The sequence below is a fragment of the Streptomyces violens genome, assembly GCF_000717745.1.
GTDB classification, from domain to species: Bacteria; Actinomycetota; Actinomycetes; order Streptomycetales; family Streptomycetaceae; genus Streptomyces; species Streptomyces violens.
Window position 1 is genome coordinate 20,681 of sequence record NZ_JOBH01000010.1, and the last position, 17,792, is coordinate 38,472.

General features: G+C 71.2%; 11 protein-coding genes, 5 tRNA genes and 1 riboswitch. Of the genes, 8 read left to right on the plus strand and 8 right to left on the minus strand.

Going from position 1 to position 17,792, the window contains the following annotated elements:
• Positions 1–85 precede the first annotated feature (85 nt).
• Positions 86–517 (minus strand): VOC family protein, encoded by a 432-nt coding sequence (locus tag IF04_RS0119320; RefSeq protein ID WP_030258947.1) that lies wholly within the window; start codon positions 515–517, stop codon positions 86–88.
• 351 nt (positions 518–868) lie between these two features.
• Complete coding sequence (locus IF04_RS0119330; protein WP_425428428.1) at positions 869–2,095, minus strand: M23 family metallopeptidase; 1,227 nt, start codon at positions 2,093–2,095, stop codon at positions 869–871.
• Between the two features lie 11 nt (positions 2,096–2,106).
• Positions 2,107–2,249: riboswitch (cyclic di-AMP (ydaO/yuaA leader) on the minus strand.
• Positions 2,250–2,524: 275 nt separating this feature from the next.
• Between IF04_RS0119330 and IF04_RS0119335 the strand changes: the two genes are divergently transcribed.
• Positions 2,525–3,562, plus strand: a complete 1,038-nt coding sequence (locus IF04_RS0119335) for a DUF2332 domain-containing protein (protein ID WP_030258954.1) — start codon at positions 2,525–2,527, stop codon at positions 3,560–3,562.
• Positions 3,563–3,631: 69 nt separating this feature from the next.
• On the opposite strand, the gene IF04_RS0119340 is transcribed toward IF04_RS0119335, so the two are convergent.
• From IF04_RS0119340 to IF04_RS0119360, 5 genes are all read right to left on the minus strand, one after another.
• A complete protein-coding gene (locus IF04_RS0119340) occupies positions 3,632–4,768 on the minus strand; it encodes a PP2C family protein-serine/threonine phosphatase (protein ID WP_030258956.1) in 1,137 nt (378 codons plus the stop codon).
• Positions 4,769–5,147: 379 nt separating this feature from the next.
• Positions 5,148–5,220 (minus strand) — tRNA-Lys (locus tag IF04_RS0119345).
• 234 nt (positions 5,221–5,454) lie between these two features.
• Positions 5,455–7,752 (minus strand): DEAD/DEAH box helicase, encoded by a 2,298-nt coding sequence (locus IF04_RS0119350; RefSeq protein ID WP_030258958.1) that lies wholly within the window; start codon positions 7,750–7,752, stop codon positions 5,455–5,457.
• A gap of 292 nt (positions 7,753–8,044) precedes the next feature.
• Positions 8,045–8,749: a hypothetical protein gene (locus tag IF04_RS0119355; RefSeq protein ID WP_157847681.1), complete on the minus strand. Its 705-nt coding sequence runs from the start codon at positions 8,747–8,749 to the stop codon at positions 8,045–8,047.
• A gap of 172 nt (positions 8,750–8,921) precedes the next feature.
• A complete protein-coding gene (locus IF04_RS0119360) occupies positions 8,922–9,272 on the minus strand; it encodes a metallopeptidase family protein (protein ID WP_030258963.1) in 351 nt (116 codons plus the stop codon).
• 248 nt (positions 9,273–9,520) lie between these two features.
• Here IF04_RS0119360 and IF04_RS0119365 point away from each other — a divergent pair, with 248 nt between their 5' ends.
• From IF04_RS0119365 to IF04_RS0119380, 4 genes are all read left to right on the plus strand, one after another.
• Positions 9,521–11,137 carry a metallophosphoesterase family protein gene (locus IF04_RS0119365; RefSeq protein ID WP_030258966.1) on the plus strand — a complete coding sequence of 539 codons (1,617 nt, stop codon included), beginning with the start codon at positions 9,521–9,523 and terminating at the stop codon, positions 11,135–11,137.
• A gap of 82 nt (positions 11,138–11,219) precedes the next feature.
• Positions 11,220–11,292 (plus strand) — tRNA-Glu (locus tag IF04_RS0119370).
• Positions 11,293–11,330: 38 nt separating this feature from the next.
• A tRNA-Asp gene (locus IF04_RS0119375) sits at positions 11,331–11,405 on the plus strand.
• Between the two features lie 24 nt (positions 11,406–11,429).
• Positions 11,430–11,503, plus strand: a tRNA-Phe gene (locus tag IF04_RS0119380).
• 55 nt (positions 11,504–11,558) lie between these two features.
• Here the strand turns inward: IF04_RS0119380 and IF04_RS0119385 are convergent.
• Positions 11,559–12,629 carry an ABC transporter permease gene (locus tag IF04_RS0119385; RefSeq protein ID WP_030258969.1) on the minus strand — a complete coding sequence of 357 codons (1,071 nt, stop codon included), beginning with the start codon at positions 12,627–12,629 and terminating at the stop codon, positions 11,559–11,561.
• 166 nt (positions 12,630–12,795) lie between these two features.
• Between IF04_RS0119385 and hrpA the strand changes: the two genes are divergently transcribed.
• The 3 genes from hrpA (at position 12,796) to IF04_RS39850 (ending at position 17,580) form a co-directional block, all read left to right on the plus strand.
• Positions 12,796–16,839, plus strand: coding sequence for an ATP-dependent RNA helicase HrpA (gene hrpA, locus IF04_RS0119390; protein WP_030258973.1), 4,044 nt, complete (start codon positions 12,796–12,798; stop codon positions 16,837–16,839).
• A gap of 141 nt (positions 16,840–16,980) precedes the next feature.
• Positions 16,981–17,055, plus strand: a tRNA-Asp gene (locus IF04_RS0119395).
• A 183-nt stretch (positions 17,056–17,238) separates the two neighbouring features.
• Positions 17,239–17,580 carry a DUF6274 family protein gene (locus IF04_RS39850; protein ID WP_078600494.1) on the plus strand — a complete coding sequence of 114 codons (342 nt, stop codon included), beginning with the start codon at positions 17,239–17,241 and terminating at the stop codon, positions 17,578–17,580.
• The last annotated feature ends 212 nt before the right edge of the window (positions 17,581–17,792 follow it).

The following is a 17,792-nucleotide window of genomic DNA, read 5'->3' on the forward strand; positions in this document are numbered from 1 at the left end:
GGGGGCATCACTCGGATGCCTGGCCAGGGGTGTTCATGAGAGGGGAGCCACCCTCCCCGCCGGCCGTTGACTTCGTCCGGAGGCCCTAACGGTCACTGAGCGGGGACGGGACCTCCTGGACCGTCCAGCCGTTGCCGTCGGGGTCCTTGAAGTACATGAAGGAGTTCCACGTCTCGCCGCGGCCTTCGGCCCAGCCCTCGGGGCCGAGATGCTGTACCGGGCTGACCTCCACCCCACGCCGTACCAGCTCCGCGTGGGCCGCTTCGATGTCCACGACGCACAGTTGCAGGCCCTGGAGCGTGCCCGGGGCCATGGCGGACTGGCCGGGGGCCGGGGGCAGGCCCTGGATGAGGGCGATCGAGCAGCGCGAACCGGGCGGGGTGAGCTGGATGATCCGTACCCCCTCGGCGACCTGCGAGTCCACGTCGGTCTTGAAGCCGCACTGCTCTTCGTAGAAGCGCTTCGCACGGTCCTGGTCGGTGACGGGGACGGGAACGATTTCGAGGGTCCACTCCACTGGGGCCGTCCTTGGCTCGGCGCGCCCTTCTCGGGGCGCGGTGGCAGGGGCTCGTTCATTCTGCGGGAGCGGGGTGGGCCGCGCTCGCCGGACGGCCGAAGATACGACCGGCGGCCCGATGGCCTCCCGCGGTGTGCGGGTGGCCATCAGGGCCGCCGTGGCGTGCGGGCCCGCGGTACGCGGAGCCCCGGCCGTCGGCCACCGCCTCTCCCCTCCTGATGTACGCCCGGTTCCCGTTCACGGCGGAACGGGCGTACGAGGCGGCGGCGACGGCGGACAAGTGCCCCGGACGGGCGGGCGGAAGCCCGTAGGGCGGAGGATGGCCCGAAGCCGAGCCTGAGGCGAATCCGGTCAGAGGGTCAGGCCATGGTTCCGCAGCCACGCCATCGGGTCGACCGGGGTGTCCGAGCCCGGGCGGACCTCCAGGTGGAGGTGCGGGCCCGTGACGTTGCCCGTGGCGCCGACCCGGCCGATGACGTCGCCGGTGTTCACCTTGCCCGAGGTCTTCACCATCGAGGAGAGGTGGCAGTACCAGAGCTCCGTGCCGTCGTCGAGGGTGACGACGATGCGGTAGCCGTACGAACCCGCCCAGCCGGCCTGCGTGATCGTGCCGCCGTGCACGGCCTTGGCCGGGGTGCCGGTCGGCGCTGCGAAGTCCAGGCCGGTGTGGTCGGCGGCCCAGCGGTCGCCGCCCTGACCGAAGGTGGCGGAGATGGTGAAGGAGGAGACCGGAAGGGTGTAGCTCTTGGCCAGTTCGGCGAGCTTTGCGGCCCGTTCGGCGGCCGCCTTCTTGCGCGCCTCTTCCTCGGCCTTTGCCTTGGCTTCTGCCGCGGCCTTCTTCTTCGCGCTCTCGGCCTGCTGCTGACGCTCGGCCGCGTCCGCCTCGGCCTGCTTCACCGCGGCCTGTTCGGCGGCCTCGCGGGCCTCCTGGTCGGCGGAGCTCTGCGCGCGTTCGGCCTGCTCCAGGATGCGGGCGCGGAGCGCCTCGCCGCCGCCCTGCGCGGACTCGCCGGCCGCCCCGGTGAACGGGCCACCCTGCGTGGCGTCCGCGCCCGTCCCGGAGGAGTCGTGGGACACCAGGCTGCCGATGCCCGGCAGGGTTTCCGCCGCGGGGAGCTTTTCGGATATGCGTTCGGCCGCGCTGCCCAGGTCGGGCATGGATATGGAGACCTGCGGCTTGCCCTGCGCGGAGGCCATGCCACCCGCGCCGACCGCCGCGATGACGCCGACGCCCAGGACCGTACTGCTGCGGGCGAGGCCGCCGCCGCGCTGCTTGGCCACACGGTGCCGGCCGCGTACCGGACGTACGGACTCCTCGGTGGGGTTCCACTGCTCCCAGGGACCGTCGGCCGCACCCGGGTCGCTCACGGCGGGGAAGCTGGGGAAGACGGCGGTGTCGGCGGGGCCCGGCTCGGCGTGCGTCCGGGGGGACTCGTACGAACCATGTGCCGCGTACACGTCGGGGGCGGCATACGCATCGGGCGCGGCGTACGTGTCGTGAGTGCCGTACGTGTCGTGGGTGCCGTACGCATCGGGGGCGGCGTAAGGCGGTGTGGGGGCAGGCTTGTTGGACGCCACGGGGGCGCACTCCTTTCCTTCCTTCTCGCCTACCGGGTTAGCTGACGGGTTCGGAGCAGGAAGGTCTCCTACGGGCGGCTCCGGAGGGAGTCGTCCGATTCACCCCAAGGTGGTGGTTCCCCGGTTCCCTGGGCAGGTGGTGCGGTGGTGAAGTGCGCTTTTGGGATTCGGCGTCGGCCGCGCGGTGCCGCCTCTTGCGACGGCTGGTCCGACCGCGCTGCGTTATCGGACAGTAATAGACGGGGCGGCCGGATTCCAAGCGTTCCCCGGAATCCGTACGCCCGCTGAGCTGGACTTATGCGGCCAGTCATGACCAAATGGGGGCGAGTTGACCGAGCATCGGAAACCCGGAGCGGACTGATCGTTTATCAGTTGTTATGCGGAGGGGTGCACAGTGATTACGTACAGTGAGAGCAGTAACGTCTGATCATGGTCGTCAACAGCGCGCAGGCAGTGGCTGATCGGTACGCGGAGTTCTCGTGGCAGCAGGCGCGGGGCGAGTCGGACGCCCATGAGGAGCTCACCGCCCGCATCAGCCAGGACCCGGAATTCTGCGACTTCCTCGGCGCCTCACTGCCGCCCGGCAACAAGCAGCAGCCCAATCTCCTGCTCGCCGCCGTCCGTTACCTCGACGGCCCGCACGCCGACCAGGGGCCCCGCGGCGACTTCGCGTACCGCACCTGGCGCGAGTGGACCATCCGGCACTGGGACGACGTACGCGACGTCATGATGCGCCGGCTCACGCAGACCAACGAGCCCGCGCGCTGCGCCACACTCCTGCCGCTCCTCGCCCGCCTCCCCCAGCCGCTCGCGCTGCTGGAGGTCGGTGCGTCGGCCGGGCTGTGCCTGCACCCGGACCGGTACCGCTACCGGTACGACGACGGCCCGGAGTTCGGCGCTCCGGACAGCCCGGTCGTCTTTCCCTGCCGTACGTCCCCGGGCACGCCCGTACCGACCGGGCTGCCGCGGATCGTCTGGCGGGCCGGGATCGACCTGAACCCGCTCGACGTGACCGACCCCGACGACGTGCGCTGGCTCCAGGCGCTGATCTGGCCCGGTTCGACACCCGATGCGGCGGAACGTCAGCAGCGCCAGCTGGGCGCCATCGAAGCCGTACGGCAGGCACCGCCCGCTCCGCTCGTACGCGGTGACCTCCTGGACGAGCTGCCCGCGCTGGCCGCCCAGGCGCCGCGCGACGCAACGCTGGTCGTCTTCCACACGGCCGTACTGACATATCTGCCGCTGGAGCGCCGCGAGGAGTTCGCCCGGGTCGTACGGTCGGTCCTGGTGGACCGGGCCGGGCACTGGGTCTCCAACGAGCACCACAGCGTGCTGCCGTGGCTGCCCGGGCCGCGCCCCGCCGACGCGCACCGGCTCACCCTCTCCGTCGACGGCCGCCCGGTCGCCCTCACGGGCCAGCACGGACAGAGCGTGCAGTGGCTGGAGGAGGGGCCGCAGGTGGGGTGACTCACCCCCGGTTGCCCCGGCCCGCCACGGGCTCCCAAGGGGCGCCCAGGGAACACCGCAGGGCGCGCCCTACCCCTCCGGTCTTCGTACCGCCAGCAGCGCCATGTCGTCCGCCGTCTCCCCTCCCGTGTGCCGCGCCACATCGTCGATCAGCGCGTCCAGCAGCTCATCGGGGCCGCTGAACGCCCGGCCGGCCAGCCGGACCGCCGGCTGGTAGAACACGCCCCCGGAGTCCCGCGCCTCGGTCACCCCGTCGGTGAACAGCAGCAGCATCGCGCCGGGCGGGAAATCGGCCTGGTCGGCCCGGTCCGGCCAGCCCGCGACCTCGCTCAGCCCGAGCGGCAGCGCCGGTATCCGCGGCTCCAGCTCGCGCAGCGTGCCGTCCGCGCACAGCAGCAGCGGCGCCGGATGGCCTCGGTTCAGCACCCGCAGTACCCCGCGCTCCTCGGACGGCACCTCGGCGAGCACCGCCGTGGTGAAGCCCTCGAACTGGTCCAGCCCCTCCCGCCGTCTCCCCTCGCGCTGCAGCGCCCGCTCCAGCCGTCCCGCCACCGCCTCCAGCGTGGCCTCCTGCTCCGCGGCCTCCCTGAAGGCCCCGATGACGATCACGGCGGCCTCCACCGCCTCCAGGCCCTTGCCCCGGACATCGCCGACGATGAGCCGCACGCCGTGCGGGGTGTCCTGCACGGCGTACAGATCGCCCCCGATACGGGCGTCCGCCTGCGCCGCTTCGTACCGCGCGGCGACGTCGAGCCCGCTGATGCGGTCCGGCGGCAGCGGCAGCACGGCCCGCTGGGCGACCTCCGCCACGTCGCGCACGGAGGCGAGCCGGGCGTCGGTCATCCGCACCGCCCGGTTGATCCCGAGCGCCAGGAAGGCGACGACCAGGACGGTCACCGCTTCGGTGTACGACTCATAGCCACCGGCCCGGCCGTGGACGGCGACCACGCCCAGCTCCGCCAGTACGGAGAGGACGCTGACCAGCGCTGTGTTCCGCAGCGAGTACAGCGGCGCGGCGACCAGGGGCGCCGCCGAGAAGAAGGGCGCGGCGGTGTACCGGGCCGGGGTCAGCAGGTCGAAGGCCAGACCGCCGATCAGGAGCATGGCGGGCAGCCAGCAGACCAGCCGGCGGCTGATCGGCGACAGCCCGTCCCGACGGGCCTGCCGCTCCCGGTCGCCCGGCACGCACGCTCCGCCTCGCCCCATCCGCTCCGGCCTCTTTCCCGCGCCGCTCTCCGTGCCGTACGCCGTCTCGCCCGCCGTCCCGGCCCCCGTACCGTGCGTCGTCTCGTCCACCGCTCCCGTCACCATCGCCGTACCGCCGTCCCAGGCTGTCCGCCATGGCACCGCATGGCGACTCTTCGAGGGCCGGACGGGTCACGGTCACACCCCCGAGCCCCGCCGGCTGCCTCTGAACACTTCTTCAACTCCTGACCGCCGCACAGGCGTTCCCCGCCGTCGGAAGATTCGCGGCGGAACGGTGTGCGCGGCTGCAGCGCGCGCCCCACCCGCAACAACAGGCGCCCCCACGCACGACAGCAGCGCCCCCACTCCCGGTTTCCCGGGGGTGGGGGCGCTGTATCGGTGGGCCATCAGGGGCTCGAACCCTGAACCAATGGATTAAAAGTCCACTGCTCTGCCAATTGAGCTAATGGCCCGCACCGAGCAGCATAGCCCGCGCTCGGACCACAACTGGAAGGCATTGGGGCTCGGCGGGGTCGGAGTGGCTCGGAGAGACCCGGTGCGAGGGCGCGGCGACCGGTACGAACGCGCCGGTGGGCCCGTCCTTGGAGGACGGGCCCACCGGTCTGTCAGCGGTGCGCAGACGCTTCAGCGCTGTGCGGACGCCTCAGTACTGCATGGACGTTTCCGCGGTGCGCGCTCCACCCTGATCAGCCGTTGCGCTTCCAGCGCGGCTTGTCGGCGCGGCGGTCGAAGGAGCGGCCACCGGCGTTGCCGCCGCGGTGGTCGTCCCGGCGGCCGTGCGGGCGGCGGTCGTTGTCACGGTCGCGGCCGAAGGACGACGGGCGGTCGTCACGGCGGTCACGGTTGAACGGGCGGTCGCCGCCACGGTGGTCGCGGCGCTCGAAGGAGCGGCCGCCACGGTCGTCACGGTTGAAGCCGCCGCGGTCACCACCGCGGTCGTTGCGGTCGAAGGAACGGCCGCCACGGTCGTCCCGACGGTCACGGTTGAAGCCGCCACGGTCGCCACCGCGGTCGTTACGGTCGTTGCGGTCGAACGAACGGCCACCGCGGTCGTCCCGACGGTCACGGTTGAAGCCACCACGGTCGCCACCGCGGTCGTTACGGTCGTTGCGGTCGAACGAACGGCCGCCACGGTCGTCCCGACGGTCACGGTTGAAACCGCCACGGTCGCCACCGCGGTCATTGCGGTCGTTGCGGTCGAACGAACGGCCACCGCGGTCATCCCGACGGTCACGGTTGAAGCCACCACGGTCGCCACCGCGGTCGTTACGGTCATCACGACGGTCGAAGGACCGGCCGCCACGGTCGTCCCGACGGTCACGGCGCTCGAAGTTGCCGCGCTCGTCGCGGTACGTGGAGCGGCGCGGCGCCTCGTCGGCCTCCGGAGTGCGCGCGGCCTGGGCCGGCAGCGACGCCTCGGTCTTCGCGGCGCTCTCCGCCTCGGCCGCGGCGTCCGCCTCGGCCTTGGCCTGCACCGCGGCCTCCGGGTCCTCGCCCCGCTCACGCGCGGCACGGGCGGTCAGCCGGTCCGCCTCCTCGCGCAGCTCGGCGGCGCGGCGCTGCAGCCGCTCCAGCTCGCGGGTCAGCTCGGCGACCTCGCGCTCGGCCTGCTTGGCGGAGTTCGCGGCCGACTCGGCCTGTACCTCGGTCAGCGACCGGGCACCGGTGATCCGGGCCACGTCCTCGTCGAACTGGCCGGCGCCGCCCACGATGTGGCGCGAGGCGTCCACGCCCGCGTCCTCCATCAGGCGGAAGATCTGCCGGCGCTGGTGCGGCAGGGCCAGGGAGACCACCGTGCCGGACTGGCCGGCGCGGGCCGTACGGCCGGAACGGTGCAGGTAGTCCTTGTGGTCGCCGGCCGGGTCCACGTTCAGGACCAGGTCGATGCCGTCGACGTGGATGCCGCGCGCGGCGACGTCGGTGGCGACCAGGACGTTGACGTAACCGTCCTTGAAGTCGGCGAGCGTACGAGTACGCGCACCCTGCGTCATGCCACCGTGCAGCGCGTCGGCGCGGACACCGGAGTCGCACAGCTGCTCGGCGACGCGGTCGGCGCCCAGCTGCGTACGGACGAAGATGATCGTGCGGCCCTTACGGGCGGCGATGGCGGCGGTGACCGGCGCCTTGTCCTTGGGCTTCACGACCAGCACGTGGTGGGTCATGGTCGTGACGTTGCCCTGAGCGCTGTCGACCTCGTGGCTGACCGGGTTGTTCAGGTAGCGCTTGACCAGCGTGCCGATCTCGTTCTCCATCGTGGCGGAGAAGAGCATCCGCTGGCCGCCGGCCGGCACCAGGTCGAGCAGCTCGGTGACCTCGGGCAGGAAGCCCAGGTCGGCCATCTGGTCGGCCTCGTCCAGGACCGCGACCTCGACCTTGTCCAGGGAGCAGGCGCCGCGGTTGATGATGTCGCGCAGCCGGCCCGGGGTGGCGACGAGGATGTCGACGCCGCGCTCCAGGGCGTAGATCTGGTTGCCCATGGACGTACCGCCGCAGACGACCTTGATCTTCAGGCCGAGGACGTCACCGTACGGCTGCAGCGCGTCGGCGACCTGCATGGCCAGCTCACGGGTCGGGGTGAGGATGACGCCGCGCGGGCGCTTCTTCTCGGTGAAGCCGCCGGACAGCTGGGTCAGCAGCGGGAGACCGAAGGAGAGGGTCTTACCGGAGCCGGTGCGGCCGCGGCCGAGGATGTCGCGGCCGGCGATGGCGTCCGGGATGGTCGCCGCCTGGATCGGGAACGGGGTGGTGACACCGTTCTGCGCCAGCTTGCGGACGATCTTCTCGTCCAGGCCCAGGTCCGCGAAGGTGATCCCCGGCTCTTCGGGGGCCTGCGGCTCGTCGGCGACGGCTTCGGTGGACTCGACGGCCTCGGCGGGCTCGACGGCGGCGATGGCCTGCTCGTCCTGGCGCACGGCCTGGTCGTCGGTGAGGAGGGCCTGCTCGTCGTGTGCGGGCATGGCGGACTGGTCAGTGGAAATGGACATGCGAAATGCGAAACCTTCCGGAGTCTCGGCACGCGCCCAAACTCCGTGTTGTTTCACAAAAGACCGCCTCTATGCGGTCAGCCACGGCAAGGAGAGAACGCGCCACGCGGCGCGCTTCGTCCTCTTCGGAGAAGAGGATCCGGTGGGCGCCGGGCAAATGGGATCAAACGATCTACCACCATACGCACCCGATCCCCCTGAAGGCAAATGCGCTACCGGGCGGCACCGGCCCGACACCGCCGCCCGTCCGCCGATAGTCCGGTTTCCGCCGGTCAACGACCGATCTCCGCCCCTACGACTCCGGAGGGCTCGACTGCGGGGTGCCCGACTGCGGGCCGGTCTGTGAAGGGCTGCTCGGGGGCGGGTCCTGGCTCGGCGTGGGCGTCGGGTCCGGCGCCGGGGTCGTCGGGGAGGGGGTGGGCGTCGGCTTCGGGGAGCCGGAGGGCCGGGGCGGGGCCGGGCGGGGCGGGCTGCCCTCCGTGGGGCTCTCCGACCCCGGACGTCCGCTGCCCGTCGTCCCGTCGCTCCCCGGAGCCGTCGGGGTGCGCTTCTCGTCCGCCGACGGGCCCGCGCCGTCCGAAGGCGCGGCGGGACGGCCGTCCTCCATCGGGCCCGAGGACCGGCCCATCCGGCGCGGCCCGCCACCGGGCGCTTCGGCCGATCCGCCGTCCGGCTGGGCGTCGCTGCCGTGCTCCCCGGCGGAGCGGCCGGACGGATTGGACTTCGGCGCGTCCTCGCTGACGCTCATGCAGCCGGTGAGCGAGACGGCGAAGGCGGAGGCCGCGGCGACCGCGGCGGCCGTACGGGCCAGGGAGCGGGCCGTACGCGCCGCCGTACGGGGCGAGACCGAGCCGTCGGCGGACGCGGGCGAGGAGGCGGAGGAGACGGAGGCGGAAGGGGCGGCGGAGGCAGGAGTGGCGAAGGGGGCGGACGGCAGCGGTGGGGCGGACGGCGCTACGGGCCGGGGCGGACGACTGACGGGGAGTGGGCGAGGCACGGGCGGGACCTCCGGATCCGGAGCGGACACGCGGGACAGGTGCACTGCCCAACTCCCGCCGCCCGCCGGAGGACACGCGCGGGACGCCGCCCGTCCTACGCGCGCGTCCGCCGTACTGGCCGTACCCGTAGGCGCGCGCCCGTCCGTCCCCCGTATCGGCGCGCCTGCAGCCTCACCCGTACCCGAGCGCGTGCAGCCGTTCGTCGTCGATGCCGAAGTGGTGGGCGATCTCGTGGACGACCGTGACCTCGGTCTCGGTGACCACGTCCTCGCGGGTGTCGCACATCCGGAGCGTCGGGCCCCGGTAGATGGTGATCCGGTCCGGCAGCACGCCCGCGTACCACTCGCCCCGCTCCGTCAGCGGCGTCCCTTCGTAGAGCCCGAGCAGGTCGGGGTCTTCCGCCGGGGGCTCGTCCTCGACGAACACGGCCACGTTGTCCATCAGGCGGGTCAGCTCCGGCGGAATCCGGTCCAGCGCTTCGCCGACCAGTTCCTCGAACTCCTCGCGCGTCATCTCCAGCACGCGCCCATTGTGGGTCACGGAGCCGCTCGGAGCGGCCGCCCTCGCGCCGGCCGCGTCCACCACATTCCCGCGCGCACTCCCGTACTGCGCTCCCGCCCGCACTCCGCTCCCGCCGTACTGCGCTGCCGCCCGCACTCCGGCACGCCACCGCCGCGTACGCCCCGGCACGCCCGCCCGTTCCGCATCGCCACCCCACGTATGCCCCAGCCTCCGGCATAACGGGCCCCGCATACGGGCATACGGGCACAATGGCCCGCACCGCGCCGTCCGGGGGGCCGCCCCCCGGCTCCTCCGTGCTCCGGCTGCTCCGCGCCGCGTACGACCGCGTCCGGAGCGCCCCAGCCGCCGTCCTGCGGCACTACCGCGCCCACCACCAGGCCCCCACCTTCACGCTGACGCACCCGCCGCACCCGTATGCCCGCGCCCTCGGACTGATCGTCGTGACCCTGCTCGGCGCCTGGCTCGGCCTGCTGATCGTCGGCAGCGTCCGCGCCCCCGTGGGGCCGGTGGACACGACGATGACGCTGCGTCCGTCCTTCAGCGGCGGCACGAAGATCGGCGTTTCCCCGCTCGGCGCGCTGGAGCTGCAGAGCCACCACGCCCCGATACGGCTCGACGTCGACGTGGACCAGCTGGACCCGGCACGCGCCCAGGCCCTGGTCGACCACCCCGAGCGGTTCTCCGGGCTGCAGGCCGAGGTCACCCGGGACGTCGAGCGCGGCACCGCCGACCTCGCCTTCCGCTCCTGCGTGGCCGTGGTCGCCGGCGCGACCGCGCTGGGCCTCGCGGTGTACCGGAGGCCGCGCCGCGCGCTCGCCGCCGGCGGCCTCGCCCTCGCCCTGCTCGCCGCCTCCGGCGGAGCCGCGTACGCCACCTGGAACCCCAAGTCCGTACTGGAACCGCGCTTCTCCGGGCTGCTGTCCTCCGCGCCCTCCGTGGTCGGCAACGCCCGCTCCATCGTGAGCGAGTTCGACGTGTACCAGAAGGAGCTGGCCCGCCTGGTCACCAACGTCACCAAGCTCTACGACGCGACGTCCACGCTGCCCGCGTACCAGCCGGACCCCACCACCGTCCGCGTCCTGCACGTCTCCGACATCCATCTGAACCCGGCCGCCTGGCAGATCATCAAGTCCCTGGTGAAGCAGTACGACATCGACGTGATCATCGACACCGGCGACACCATGGACCACGGCACGGCCGCCGAGAACCACTTCCTCGACCCGATCGGCACGCTCGGCGCCCCGTACGTCTGGGTGCGCGGCAACCACGACTCGATGACGACGCAGAAGTACCTCGCGCGGAGCAAGAAGCTGAAGAACGTGCAGGTCGTGGACGAGGGCACCTCCGTACGCGCCGGGGGCCTGCGCATCGCGGGCGTGGGCGATCCGCAGTTCACCCCGGACCGCTCGGTCGCCGCGTCCGGGGACGGCGCGGAGCGCGCCGCGGGCCGGCGGCTCGCCGAATCCCTGCGCACCCTCTCCCGCGCCCGCACCCCCGCCGACATCGCCCTCGCGCACAATCCGGTCGCCGCCGCCGAGACCGACGGCCTGGTCCCCCTCGTCCTCTCCGGCCACGTCCACCACCGCGACACCCGGACGCTGCCGCACGGCACCCGGCTGATGGTCGAGGGCTCCACGGGCGGCGGCGGGCTGCGCGCGGTCGAGGGCGCGACACCCGAACAGGTGCAGGCGTCGGTGCTCTATCTGGACCGGGAGACCCGGCGCCTCCAGGCCTGGGACGAGATCACACTCGGCGGGCTGGGCCTGTCGAAGGCCGAGGTCAGCCGTCACCTACCGGCCGACAACCGGCCCGGCGCCACCCCGTCACCCACCCCTTCGCGGACCTCACCGACCCCCCGTTCGTAAACCGTTTTGGCGAACCGTCCCCCCATCCCATATGCTTCTCACGTCCCCGACGGCGCCGACAAAGCGCCCAGGTGGGCCATCAGCCCTCATCGTCTAGTGGCCCAGGACGCCGCCCTTTCAAGGCGGTAGCACGGGTTCGAATCCCGTTGGGGGCACGCAACACCATGTGCGAGACTAGTGCTCGCACAAGCTTGGTCCTGTGGAGCAGTTTGGAGTGCTCGCCACCCTGTCAAGGTGGAGGCCGCGGGTTCAAATCCCGTCAGGACCGCTGAGGTTTCACGTGAAACCTCGTGGCTGGGTAGCTCAGTTGGTACGAGCGTCCGCCTGAAAAGCGGAAGGTCGCCGGTTCGACCCCGGCCCCAGCCACCGCACAAAACCCCGGGAAGTTTTTCCCGGGGTTTTTTCGTGCGCTCTTGGGGATTTACGCCGCGTGCCCCCGCCCCGTAGCCCGGCCGCCCGGGTGGCGGTGGCGCCAGGTCCAGAAGACCGTGCAGGAGAGCAGGGACCAGCCGGCCAGTACCAGGTACGGGAAGACGTGCTGGTGGCCGGGGAAGTAGACGGCCGTGTGCTGGGCGTTCACCGAGGCACCCGGGGGCAGCCACTGGCCGATGTGGCCGAGTACGGACGGCAGCAGCGGCCAGGAGACCGCGCCGCCGGACGAGGGGTTGCCCAGCAGCACCATCAGGCCCCAGGTCGGCACCATCGCCCAGCGCCCGATCAAGGTGTTGAACATCGTGAAGACCATGCCGGACGTGAACATCGTGAACGCCAGGATCAGCCAGGACTGTACGAACGGCAGCGTCAGCGCGCCCAGCAGCCAGTCCACCACCGCGGCGATGGTGAATCCGCCGAGCAGGCTGTAGGCGAGGGTGTACGCGATCCGCTCGGCCGGGTTGAGCGCGCGGGCGTGCACGCTCAGCTGGATGGCGCCGACGAAGCCGACGATCACCGCGGCGAGCGAGATGTAGAAGAGCGCCAGGCCGCGCGGGTCGCCCGGCTGTACCGGCTTGATGTCCTTGATCGCGACCGGGACACCGGTCTTCTTGCCCACCTGCGGCGCGGCCTGTTGGAGGAGCTGGGCCACCGAGGCGCCGGTCGCGCTGGAGAGATCCATCCGTACGCCGGACCCGTCCACGCTGATGACCGAGAACACCTTCTGCTCATCGACGGCCTCGCGGGCCTGCGCGTACGTCCGGTACTCGCGCAGCTCCAGCGAGGCGTTCAGGGCCTGCTCCATACCCTGGACGAACTTCTTGCCGCGCGCGTCGTCCGGCGGGCCGACCAGGGCAGTGGGGACGTGATGCGGGGTCGGATTGGCCATGGAGAAGGTGTACGAGCCGGCGAAGAGGCCGGCGGCGGTCGCCAGGATGAAGATCAGGACGGTCGCGGGCAGGAACGGTGACTTCTTGAAGGCCGTCCACTTCTCGGCCGCGGTCCGTGGCCTGCCGTGCGCGCCGTGGCCAGAGGACCCGGCGTCGTGATCATCGGACATGAGACCACGCTAAAACACCCATCGCGGACATTCTCTTCGGCCGGCGTCGGGCCGGTACCGGCACCTCCCCGAACGCCCGGATCCGGCCGCCCCCGACCGTCTCCGGCCCCTCCCGACCGCAATTCGTTCGCCAGTCGTTTCGGCGAGGTGAGATCCTGGATCGCGTATGTCCAGTCAGCCTGCCTCCGCCGCGGCCCAGGGCGCCACGCCCGAGGGCACTTCGCCCACCCTGTCCGCCCTGGGAGCGCAGCTCCCCGAGCTGATGCTGCGCGACCAGCAGCGGCTCGGCCGCCGGCTCGACGGCGCGCGCCGGATCCGCAAGCCCGAGGCCCGGGCCGCCGTGCTGGCCGAGATCGCCGAGAGCATCGCCGAAGCACAGCTGCGCGTCGAGCAGCGCCGGGCCGCCGTTCCGGAGATCACGTATCCCGAGCAGCTGCCGGTCAGCCAGAAGAAGGACGACATCCGTGAGGCGATACGTGACCACCAGGTCGTGATCGTCGCGGGCGAGACCGGCTCCGGCAAGACGACGCAGATTCCGAAGATCTGTCTGGAGCTGGGGCGGGGCGTCCAGGGCCTCATCGGGCACACCCAGCCGCGCCGGATCGCCGCCCGTACGGTCGCGGAGCGGGTCGCCGAGGAGCTGAAGACCCCGCTGGGCGAGGCGGTCGGCTGGAAGGTCCGGTTCACGGATCAGGTCGGCGGGGACACCCTCGTCAAGCTGATGACGGACGGCATTCTGCTCGCCGAGATCCAGACGGACCGCGAGCTGCGCCAGTACGACACGATCATCATCGACGAGGCGCACGAGCGCAGTCTCAACATCGACTTCCTGCTCGGCTACCTGGCGCAGCTGCTGCCGAAGCGGCCCGATCTGAAGGTCGTCATCACGTCGGCCACGATCGATCCCGAGCGGTTCTCGCGGCACTTCGGGGACGCGCCGATCGTCGAGGTCAGCGGGCGTACGTATCCGGTGGAGGTGCGGTACCGCCCGTTGCTGGAGGAGGGCGGCGACGACGCCGACCGGGACCAGGTCACCGCGATCTGCGACGCGGCCGACGAGCTGCAGGCCGAGGGCCCCGGCGACATCCTGGTCTTCCTCTCCGGCGAGCGGGAGATCCGGGACACGGCGGACGCGCTGACCAAACGCCTGAACCGGGGCGGTGCGATCGCGCAGAACACCGAGGTACTGCCGCTGTACGCGCGTCTGTCGCACGCCGAGCAGCACCGCGTCTTCCAGCGCCATTCGGGCCGGAGGATCGTTCTGGCGACGAACGTCGCGGAGACCTCGCTGACGGTCCCCGGCATCCGGTACGTCATCGACACCGGCATGGCGCGGATCTCGCGGTACAGCTACCGCACGAAGGTGCAGCGGCTGCCGATCGAGCCGATCTCGCAGGCCAGCGCCAACCAGCGCAAGGGCCGCTGCGGCCGGCTCAGCGACGGCATCTGCATCCGGCTGTACTCGGAGGAGGACTTCGAGTCCCGGCCGGAGTTCACGGACGCGGAGATTCTCCGGACGAATCTGGCGTCGGTCATTCTGCAGATGACCGCGGCCGGGCTCGGGGACATCGAGAAGTTCCCGTTCATCGATCCGCCGGACCGCCGGAACATCAAGGACGGTGTGCAGCTCCTGGAGGAGCTCGGCGCGATCGACCCGAAGCAGAAGGACCCGAAGAAACGGCTCACCCAGATGGGCCGGAAGCTCTCGCAGCTCCCGGTGGACCCGCGGCTCGCGCGGATGGTCCTGGAGGCCGACCGCAACGGCTGCGTACGCGAAGTCATGGTCATCGCCGCGGGACTGTCCATCCAGGACCCGCGCGAGCGGCCCGCCGACAAGCAGCAGCAGGCCGACCAGCAGCACGCCCGCTTCAAGGACGAGACCAGCGACTTCCTGGCGTATCTGAATCTCTGGCGGTATGTCAGGGAGCAGCAGAAGGCGCTCTCTTCGTCGGCGTTCCGCCGGATGTGCCGCAATGAGTTCCTGAACTACCTGCGGATACGCGAGTGGCAGGACATCTATACGCAGCTGCGTACGGTCGCCAAGACGATGGGCATCCATCTCGCGGAGCAGGACGCGGCCCCGGATCACATCCACACGTCGCTGCTTGCTGGTTTGCTCTCGCATATCGGGCTGAAGGATACGGACGCCAAGAACGAGTATCTGGGCGCCCGCAGCGCCAAGTTCGCGGTCTTCCCCGGCTCGGCGCTCTTCAAGAAGCCGCCGCGCTGGATCATGTCGGCGGAGCTGGTCGAAACGTCCCGCCTGTGGGCGCGGGTGAACGCGAAGATCGAGCCGGAGTGGGTCGAGCCGCTCGCGCAGCACCTGGTGAAGCGGACGTACAGCGAGCCGCACTGGGAACAGAAGATGGCCGCGGTGATGGCGTACGAGCGGGTCACGCTCTACGGCGTACCGATCGTGGCTCAGCGCAAGGTCAACTACGGCCGGATCGACCCGGAGACCTCGCGCGACCTGTTCATCCGTAACGCCCTGGTCGAGGGCGACTGGCGGACCCACCACCAGTTCTTCCACGACAACCGCAAGCTGCTGGGCGAGGTCGAGGAGCTGGAGCACCGGGCCCGGCGCCGCGACATCCTCGTGGACGACGAGACGCTCTTCGACTTCTACGACCAGCGCATCCCCGAACACGTCGTATCCGGGGCGCACTTCGACTCGTGGTGGAAGAAGAAGCACAAGGAGGAGCCCCAACTCCTCAACTTTGAGCACTCGATGCTCATCAACGAAACCGCCGAGGCCGTCACCAAGGACGACTACCCGGACTCCTGGCGGCAGGGGAAGCTGAAGTTCAGGGTCACGTACCAGTTCGAGCCGGGCGCCGACGCGGACGGCGTGACCGTCCACATCCCGCTCCAGGTGCTCAACCAGGTCACGGCCGAGGGCTTCGACTGGCAGATCCCGGGTCTGCGCGAGCAGGTGGTCACCGAGCTGATCCGGTCCCTGCCGAAGCCGATCCGGCGCAACTACGTGCCGGCGCCGAACTTCGCGGCCCGCTTCCTGGACACGACCGTGCCGCTGCAGGGCCCGCTGACCGCCTCGCTGGCGGCCGGGCTGCAGCGGATGGTCGGCGTGCCCGTCGACGCGGCTGATTTTGACTGGTCCAAGGTGCCGGACCACTTGAAGATCACCTTCCGCGTGGTGGACGAGCGGCGGCGCAAGCTCGCCGAGGCCAAGGACCTCGAAGCGCTGCGGCTGAAGCTCAAGCCCAAGACCCGGGCGGCGATCTCCAAGGCGTTCGAGCAGGCCGCCCAGAAGCAGGCGGCGCAGAAGCAGGGCGGGCAGCCCGGCAAGGGCGGCGCGGACGCGGGCCCGGCGGGGCCGGAGCAGCGCACGGGCCTGACCTCCTGGACCATCGGCACGCTGCCGCACACCTTCGAGACGCGGCGCGCGGGCCAGCCCCTGAAGGCGTACCCGGCGCTCGTCGACGAGGGCACCTCGGTGGCCGTACGACTCTTCGACACCGAGGCGGAACAGCGGAGCGCGATGTGGGCCGGCACCCGCCGCCTCATCCTGCTCAACATCCAGTCGAACCCGGCCAAGTTCGCGCAGAGCAAGCTCACCAATCAGCAGAAGCTCGCGCTCTCCAGTAATCCGCATGGCTCGATTCAGTCGCTCTTCGACGACTGCGTGACCGCCGCGGCGGACCGGCTGATCGCCGCGCACGGCGGCCCGGCCTGGGACGAGGAGGGGTTCAAGAAGCTCTTCGACGCGGTGCGGGCCGACCTGGTCGACGCCACGATGAAGACGGTGCAGCAGGTCCGCGAGGTACTGGCGGCCTGGCAGGCGTGCGAGCGGCGGCTGAAGGACACCACCTCGCCGGTGCTGCTGGACTCGGTCGCGGACGTCCGGGATCAGCTGGCGCGGCTCATCAAGCCGGGCTTCGTCACCGAGCACGGCGCCAAGCGGCTGCCGGACCTGATGCGGTACCTCGTCGCCGCCGACCGCCGGCTCCAGCAGATGCCCACCAACGCCGAGCGGGACCGCTCCCGGATGGCGAAGGTGAAGGAGATGCAGGATGAATTCGCCTGGCTGCTGGAACAGTTCCCGGCGGGGCGGCCGGTGCCGCAGCAGGCGCGGGAGATCCGCTGGATGATCGAGGAGCTGCGGGTGAGCTACTTCGCGCACGCGCTGGGCACCGCGTATCCGATCTCCGACAAGCGGATCGTGAAGGCGGTGGACGCGGCCGCTCCCTAGGCGGCGCAGGGCCTTTCCGGTGTGCGCTGGGTCACCGCCGGGCGCCGACCAGGGCCTTCCCCGGCAGCGAGTTCGACCGCACCCCCTGACCTGCTGTAGAGTCTTGCTTCGCAGCCACCGCGCAAGCGGAGGAAGCAGCAAGGTCCTGTGGAGCAGTTTGGAGTGCTCGCCACCCTGTCAAGGTGGAGGCCGCGGGTTCAAATCCCGTCAGGACCGCAGCAGAAAGGGCCCGCATCCGATCAGGATGCGGGCCCTTTCGTCGTACTCAGGGCCGCTCGGCTCGTGCTTGGCGGCCGGTTTTCGGCCCCCGCCCCGCCGCCGACGCCCAGCCCGACTCCTTGACTGCGCCACCCGCCGCCGGTACTCACGAAGCACGGGCGGGGTGCGGAGGTGCGGGCGATGACGGCAACGGGGAGACACGAGACCGGCGCACTGCTCCGTGCGCATCTGTCCGCCGCCGCGGGCTTCCGGCACGCGACCCGGCTCTGCCCGGTGTGCCGACGGCTCCTGCGGCTGGCGCTCGAGCACGCTCCGGAGGACCCGGCGACCAAGATCGTCTCTGCGGGCGCACCAGCGGCCGCGACGCGCACCGGACGCTCTTCGGCGCCCGGGGACGCCTCTGCGGCCCGTACGCGGCGCGTGACGGCTTCTTCGCGGCCACCGATGCCGCGGCCGGCCCCCCGCGTCGTCATTTCCGCGCCCGCGATCTTCAGCGAGGACGAAAGTCCGCTCCCGAGGTGACCAATGACGCCTCCCTCATCGCCCGTGCGGTGAGAGGCTGTTGAGGAGCGGGTTGACCGCTGTGCACTACCGCAGCGGCCGCCAATGGGACAACCACTGACGGCTGTGACGGGTGTCACCGTACGAGTTTTGGGATCAGGGGAACTTACGCCCTGCCTACAGGCAGTCAATTTAATATGTGCAATTGCACCGCCCATCCCGGTGCCCCCTCG

What these genes read in the sequence shown, in the direction of transcription:
- IF04_RS0119335 (WP_030258954.1), top strand. Translation starts at nt 2,525, where the DNA reads ATGGTCGTCAACAGCGCGCAGGCAGTGGCTGATCGGTACGCGGAGTTC.
- IF04_RS0119340 (WP_030258956.1), bottom strand. Translation starts at nt 4,768, where the DNA reads ATGGGGCGAGGCGGAGCGTGCGTGCCGGGCGACCGGGAGCGGCAGGCC.
- IF04_RS0119350 (WP_030258958.1), bottom strand. Translation starts at nt 7,752, where the DNA reads ATGTCCATTTCCACTGACCAGTCCGCCATGCCCGCACACGACGAGCAG.
- IF04_RS0119365 (WP_030258966.1), top strand. Translation starts at nt 9,521, where the DNA reads ATGGCCCGCACCGCGCCGTCCGGGGGGCCGCCCCCCGGCTCCTCCGTG.
- IF04_RS0119385 (WP_030258969.1), bottom strand. Translation starts at nt 12,629, where the DNA reads ATGTCCGATGATCACGACGCCGGGTCCTCTGGCCACGGCGCGCACGGC.
- hrpA (WP_030258973.1), top strand. Translation starts at nt 12,796, where the DNA reads ATGTCCAGTCAGCCTGCCTCCGCCGCGGCCCAGGGCGCCACGCCCGAG.
- IF04_RS39850 (WP_078600494.1), top strand. Translation starts at nt 17,239, where the DNA reads ATGACGGCAACGGGGAGACACGAGACCGGCGCACTGCTCCGTGCGCAT.